5 protein-coding genes are annotated in these 6896 nt (G+C 71.2%); all 5 read right to left on the bottom strand.

Annotated elements, in window-relative coordinates; genetic code table 11:
• Positions 1 to 52: 52 nt before the first annotated feature.
• Positions 53 to 1798 carry an urease subunit alpha gene (locus WA805_RS23335; protein ID WP_425243406.1) on the bottom strand — a complete coding sequence of 582 codons (1746 nt, stop codon included), beginning with the start codon at positions 1796 to 1798 and terminating at the stop codon, positions 53 to 55.
• Positions 1799 to 1829: 31 nt separating this feature from the next.
• A complete protein-coding gene (locus WA805_RS23330; RefSeq protein ID WP_422277505.1) occupies positions 1830 to 2423 on the bottom strand; it encodes an urease subunit gamma in 594 nt (197 codons plus the stop codon).
• Between the two features lie 37 nt (positions 2424 to 2460).
• Positions 2461 to 4401 (bottom strand): primary-amine oxidase, encoded by a 1941-nt coding sequence (locus WA805_RS23325; RefSeq protein ID WP_425243405.1) that lies wholly within the window; start codon positions 4399 to 4401, stop codon positions 2461 to 2463.
• Positions 4402 to 4486: 85 nt separating this feature from the next.
• Positions 4487 to 5809: an MFS transporter gene (locus WA805_RS23320; protein WP_422326609.1), complete on the bottom strand. Its 1323-nt coding sequence runs from the start codon at positions 5807 to 5809 to the stop codon at positions 4487 to 4489.
• Between the two features lie 95 nt (positions 5810 to 5904).
• Positions 5905 to 6896 (bottom strand): acyl-CoA dehydrogenase family protein (locus WA805_RS23315; RefSeq protein ID WP_425243404.1); only part of this gene is annotated, 992 nt, incomplete at its 5' end.

The raw sequence follows: 6896 nt of genomic DNA, 5'->3' as shown, positions 1-6896 counted from the left end.
AGGCGCACCCGCTGCCTGCCGGCTAGCCCAGAGGCCTAGCCCCGCCCGTCGGCTAGCCCAGGTAGTGCAGCCGGGTCAGCGGCAGGCTCTCCGCCTCGTGCACGGGGACCTCCGCACCGCCCACCAGTACCGGCGCGTCCCCTGGCGGCACCACGACGTGCGGCACGAACTCGTTACGCACCATGTCCGCCCGGGTCAGGCCCCGTGCCCCTGAGATCGGCAGGTAGCGGACCCCGCCGGGCAGCGAGCCCCGCAGGCCGGAACTCGACAGCACGCCACCGGCGACGAACTGCACCGACAGCGACCGCGGCGCGTCGCCGAGCCCGCCGAAGTACGCCCGCATCGACCGCGGCTGGGTGATCCGGGTCGAGCCCGACCCGGAGCCGGACGCGCCCCAGGCGACGAACCCGGACTTCAGCACCAGCTCAGGAGTGGTGCCGAAGCGTGCGGGGTCCCACAGCACGATGTCCGCCAGCCGCCCGGCCGCCAGCGACCCCACGTGCAACGCCATGCCGTGCGCGATCGCCGGGTTGAGCGACAGCTTGGCCAGGTACTGCAGCACCCGGGAGTTGTTCGCGTACGTCGGTCCCGTCTCCCCGGCCAGCGTCGCCTGCACGTGGGCGAGCTGCCAGGTGCGCCGCGCCACCTCGGCGATCCGGCCCATGCCCATCGAGTCGGAGTTGACGATGCTGATCGCGCCCAGGTCGTGCAGCAGGTTCTCGGCCGCGATGCCGTGCCGCCTGATCCGGCTCGCCGCTATCCCGCGATCCGACGCCAGCCGCCCGTGCAGCTTGTGCACCGTCATCGTCATCGGCAGCAGCTCATCGACCGTCGCCACGGTCAGCGGCAGCGTCGGCGTCGTCGACGACCCGAGCACATGCGGAAAGTTCAGGATCGACAGCACGTCGGGGTGCCCGCCGCCGCCTTCCACGTGGTACGCGTGCACGGTGCGCCCCGCCGTGGCGGCGATGGTGTCGGCGAGGTAGCCGGACTCGTTCAGCGTGTCGGTGTGCAGGGCCACCGGCAGGCCGGCGCCCTCCGCCACGGTCAGGCAGGTGTCGATCTGCGCGGGTGTGGCGCCCCAGTCCTCGTGCACCTTGAACCCCCCGCAGCCTGACTCGACCGCCGCGGCCAGCAGGCCGTCAGATCGCGACGAGCCGCGGGCGAGGAACGCCGCGTTCAGCGGCGTCCCGGCCCACCCGGCGATCAGCGACCGCATGTTGTACGCCGGGTTGGCGCCCACGTCCCAGACGCCGCCCATGCCCATGCCGACGATCGTCGTGACTCCGGACGACAGCGCCGCGGGCGCGATCGCCGGGCTTGACAGGTGCACGTGCGAGTCGATGATCCCCGCCGTGGCGATCAGCCCCTCGCCGGGCACGATCGCGGTATGAGAGTCGACGACGAGGTCCACGCCGGACTGCACGTCCGGGTTTCCGGCCCGGCCGATCCCGGCGATCCGGCCGTCGGCGATCCCGATCGAGGTCTTCCGCACGCCGAGCAGCGGGTCGAGCACGAGCACGTTCGGGATGATCATGTCGAGCGCGCTGTCTCTTCCGGAAGCACGGTCTCTTCCGGAAGCACGGTCCCTTCCGGAAGCACGGTCCCTGCCGGGCGCCCGCGCCGTCGCGAGCACGCCGTCCCGCAAGGTCTTGCCGCATCCGCTGATCAGCTCGTCGCCGGGGAACACGTCGTCGGCCTCGACCTCCACCCACAGGTCCGTGTCGGCCAGCCGGACCCGGTCCCCGGTGGTCGGCCCGTACCGCGAGGCGTACTCGCCACGGGGCAGCGCGGTCATGCCGAAGCCCCGGTCACGCCGAAGCCCCGGGTCACGACGTCCCCCACGGAAACGCCACGATCACGGCGGGCGCCTCCCGCGACTCGCCGGGCCGCAGCAGCAGCGCCTCCCCGGCGGGCAGGTCGAGCCGGCATCCCACGGCGAGCCCGCCGGCCACGACGACGGCGGGGTTGACCTGGTCGAGCGGGAAGTGCGAGGAGATCCACACGTCCCGCGGCCCGGTGTTGCGCAGCATGACCGTGCGCCGCGGCAGGCCGGCCGCGAGCTCGATGTAGCCGGGTTCTGTGACAGTCGCCCCCGCCCGTTCGGGAAAAGAATCAGACGCCCCGAACGGGGCATCGACGTGAACCAGCGTGGAGCCCCACGGGAACAGCGCCTCCACCTCCAGCACGGGAACAAGCGACGGCACCCCGGGCAGCAGCGCGGCGGCAGGCACCACCGAGCGCGCACGGGCCACGATGTCGGGCAGCGGCACGCCGTCCCAGGCCATCTCGCAGATCTCGTCGCAGACCAGCGCGACCGCCTCGGTCGCCCCGAGCCGCGTGCCGCGGGCCAGCCGCCGCCTGGCCAGGTCCGCGGCCGCCGCCAGCAGCAGCCGCTCCTCTTCCCTGGGAGTCAGGTGCATGCGCAGCACTCTACGGGTGGCGGCACACGACGGGACGCTACGGGTGGCGGCGCTCTAACAGGTGGCAATGACTCCCGGACGGCGCGGCCAGGTCGATCGCCGGGTTCGTGTCGAAGAATCCGAACGGCTTCAGCGTGAACCCCGCGTATTCCACCGGCATCACCGGGAAGTCCTCCGGCCGGCAGAAGTGGGTGACCCCCACCGTGTGCCACAGCACGATGTCGGTGTCGGTCACGGGCCGGTCGGCGGCCGTCCATTCCGGCAGGCCCGCGCCGCCGGGGTGCTGGTACGGGAAGTCCCCGGCGGGATGCCGCTCGGCGGCGGCGTACGGCGTGACCCACAGGTGCTTGGTGGCGAACGCCGCGCGGGCGGTGATCGCCGCCGACGGCTGGGCGAGCAGCGGCGCCGACGCGTGCGACGGGACCAGCTTGTAGGCGACGGGCTCGCCGACGGCGTTCCGCACGCCGTGGTTGACGATCTTCCAGTACCGGGCCTTCTCCGGCGCGGCGAGACGTTGCGCCGACGACTCCGTGGCCAGCAGCGTCGCCTCAGCCGTGAACGAGTTCCCGTACGGGTTAGCGGGCCCGGCAGGGACCGGCACCGCGTCGACCTCGTAGACGGAGTTGGCCGGCCCGTCCAGGCACATGTCGAGCCGGTAGCAGAACATGTGCTGGTGGTGCGGCCCGGCGAGCTCAGGCGTCACGGGGTTGGCATACGGGACGCGAGTGCCGGGCGCGACCGCCTGGGTCTGGATGATCCCGGTGAGCTTGACCTCCGCCTGGATCGTCCCGTCCAGGTAGAAGTACCAGTAGAAGCCGTAGTCGTAGTTGCCGACCGTCGCGACGAACGACACGACCATCCGCCGCGACCTGCGCGTCTCGGCGACGCCGTTGAGCGGGTCGGCGTGCTTCCAGAGGATGCCGTAATCCTCTTCGTGCAGGCAGATCGCGTTCTTCAGCGGCGCGGCGTCCCCGTCCTCTGACACGGCCACCGTGTCCAGGTAGACGATCTCGCCGAGGCAGTCGCAGCCGAGTTCGAGGGAATTGGCCATCTTGCCGAGGCCCACGTCGCCGGCGTCGAACGTGCTCTTCCACCAGTGGCTCAGCGACGCCGACCCGTACGGCACGACCATCTCGGCCATGCTGGCCCGGTACAGCACCGGCCGCACCCGCTCGCCCGCCACGTAGGAAACCTCGTGCAGCACCAGGCCCTCGATCGGGTGCATGGTGATCCGCAGCTGCCACGGGCCCCACCGCAGCCAGCCGTCGTCCACGGTGAAGCCGGGCCCGTCCGGCTGCAGGATCTCGAGCGGCGCCAGCGTGCGCGCCGCGGGGAAGCTGGCCGCGTCATACCGGCAGGGCGCTGCAGGGACCGGCACGATGTCGCCGTCCTGCAACTCGACCATCTCCGACGTGTCCATGTCCCAGATGGCGAGCAGGTTCTCGACCGGCTTCGCGTACGGGTTGCTGCCCGGCCCGTCGAGCAGGTAGGGGACGCCGCGGGCGAGCCGCCGCCCTGTCTTGTCCACGTCGAGGCCGAAGTTGCTGGCCGGCCACGTGTCGACCTGTACGCGTGACATGTCGGTGATGCCCCGCCTGGCGAGCGCCGCCTGGAACGCCGGGTCGTCCCTGATCCGCTCGCCGGTGGCCGTGAACTCTTCCATCATGATCGGCGGCCGCGCGCCGGGCACCGGCACCCTGGCGGTGACCGCGTTCTCGTCGAGGGAGACGGTGATCATCCAGGTCAGCCGTTTCGACCGCTCGTAGGTGACGGCGAGCGCCGCGCGCGGCAGCGGGGTGCCGTCCCAGCCCAGCACGTCGGCCTTCTCCGGCTCCGCGAGGGTGACGTAGACCAGCCGCGCGCCATCACCGGTGGCCGCCAGGGCGAGCTTCGCGGCGATGCCGGTCTCCGCCACGGTGAGCGGCGCCAGGGGGTGACGGGCCGATATTCCGGCAGAACGTGGGGTTGCGACTGTCATCGGTCAAGCTCCATCTAACGGCGGGGACCGCGGGGGAACACTGCCGTAGATGCCCGTCCGGCGCCCGCCGGACACCTCGCCCCTTTTACGGCATCTCGGGCAACTCGGCCACCTCGCCCCGCTGGGCCGCATCGGCCACCTCGGCCACCTCAGCCTGCTCCGCGGCGAGTTCGCGCGCCCCCCGGCGACGGGTGCCGAGCGCGAGGTACCCGGCCACGACCGCGGTGCCGGCGACCATCGCCAGCGCGCTCACCCCGAGCGACACCCGCAGCCCGAACACCGCGCCGAGCAGGCCGACCGTGAACCCGCTGCCGATGCGCAGCCCGTTGGCGGCCACGCCGTAGAGGCCGACCACCTGGCCGCGCTTCTCCCGCGGCGCGAGCAACTGGACCACGGTCTGCGTGATGGACATCGCGGCCAGGTTGGCGATCCCGCCGACGACGAGCAGCAGCGCCGCGACGAGGTAGTCATGGCTGAACGCGAACAGCGCCGAGGACAGCCCGTAGACCGCGGTGGACCACATCGCGGCGCGCACGGACAGCCGCAGCCAGCCGGTGCCCTCGAGCAGCAGCCCGCCGAGCACCCCGCCGAGGCCGTTGGCGAACAGCAGCACGCCGTAGGCGGTGCCGCCGCTGGCGCCGTCCATGCTGGTGGCGATCGCCGGCATGGCCGTCTGTATCGCGGAACCGACGAAGAACGAGCCGAGCCCCGCGAGGACGATCATCGCGACGATCACCCGGTCCTTGCTGACCTCGCGGAACACTCGCAGCGCGGCGAGCGCGCCCACCCGCTGCCGCGCGATTATCCCGCCGCGCGTGTGGCCGGTGTACTTGGTGCGCGCCATGAGCACGGTCAGCGGCAGGTAGATCGCGATGTTGCAGAAGATGCCGCGTTCCGGCCCGAGCCCGAGCAGCAGCGCCGACCCGACGACCGGCCCGAGCAGGATGCCCAGCGACCGCGCGGTCGAATTCAGCCTGATGGCGCTCGGCAGGTCGGCGGGGCCGACGAAGTCTTCCAGCATGAGCTGCTCGGCGGGCATCCAGATCGCGCCCGCCATGCCGTGCAGGACCAGCAGCACGCAGGCGTTCCAGACCCGGAGCGTTCCGGTGGCGAACAGCAGCCCCCAGCACGCCGACACGGACATGAACAGCAGCTGCGCGCCCTGGATGAGCTTGCGGCAGTCGTGCCGGTCGGCGAGCGCCCCGAAGTACGGCGACAGCAGCAGGAACGGCAGCCAGTGGCTGAACACCTCGAAGCCGGTCAGCGCGGGGGAGTGGAACTTCTCCCACAGCACCCAGTACGTGATGACGTGCTCGACGTTGTCGGCCATCATCGCGAGCGCGCCGCCGAGCAGGTAGATCCGGCACGAGGGGTTGCGGAGCGCCGCGAACTTCGCCGGCTGACCCACGTCGTCGAGGGGGACGTGCGTCGGGACCCCGCAGGCAGCACACATTTACGGGTAATTGTAAAGCGGAACTAACGAACGCCCCCGGTGTTGAGACCTTAGGTGCTGAGACCTAGCTCACGCGCGATCAGCATGCGCTGCACCTCGGACGTGCCCTCGCCGATCTCGAGGATCTTCGCGTCCCGGTAGAACCGCCCGACGGGGAACTCGTTCATGAACCCGTACCCGCCGAAGACCTGCGTCGCGTCCCGCGCGTTGTCCATCGCCGCGTCGGAGCCGGTCAGCTTGGCGATCGCCGCCTCCTTCTTGAACGGCTCCCCGGCCAGCATCCGCGCGGCCGCGTGATACCAGGCCAGCCGCGAGTTGTGGGCGCGGGTCTCCATATCGGCGATCTTGAACTGCAGCGCCTGGAATCTCCCGATGGGACCGCCAAAAGCCTTTCTATCCCGAACGTACGCGACCGACTCATCCACGCACCCCTGCGCCAGCCCGGTGGACAGCGCCGCGACGGCGACCCGCCCTTCGTCCAGCGTCGCCAGGAACTGGGCGTACCCCCGGCCGCGCTCGCCCAGCAGGTTCGCCTCCGGCACCCGGCACCCGTCGAACGACAGCTCGTGCGTGTCGGACGCCGACCAGCCGACCTTGGAGTATTTCCTCGCGACGGTGAGGCCTGGCGTACCCGATGGCACCAGGATCGTGGAGATCTCCGGCTTGCCATTACTCGTCGTCCCGGTGGCCGTGCTTCCCGTGAGGGCCGCCACGGCGATCACGCCGGTGATGTCGGTGCCTGAGTTGGTGATGAACGACTTCGTCCCGTCGATGACCCAGTGCCCGTCCTCTAGTCTCGCCTTGGTGCGCATGGCGCCGGCCACGTCCGTGCCGCCGCCCGGCTCCGTCAGCCCGAACGCGGCCAGCATCTCCCCGGCGCAGAGGGGCGGCAGCCACTCCCGCTTCTGCGCCTCGGTGCCGTACCGGTAGATCGGCATGATGCCGAGTGAGACGCCGGCCTCCAGCGTGATCGCGACCGAGGAGTCGACCCGGCCGAGTTCCTCCAGGGCGAGGCAGAGCGCGAAGTAGTCGCCGCCCATCC

It is taken from the genome of Trebonia sp., assembly GCF_049794275.1.
Taxonomy (GTDB): Bacteria; Actinomycetota; Actinomycetes; order Streptosporangiales; family Streptosporangiaceae; genus Trebonia.
Note: the sequence above shows the minus strand (reverse complement) of the source record. Positions and strands in the feature narration are given on the sequence as shown.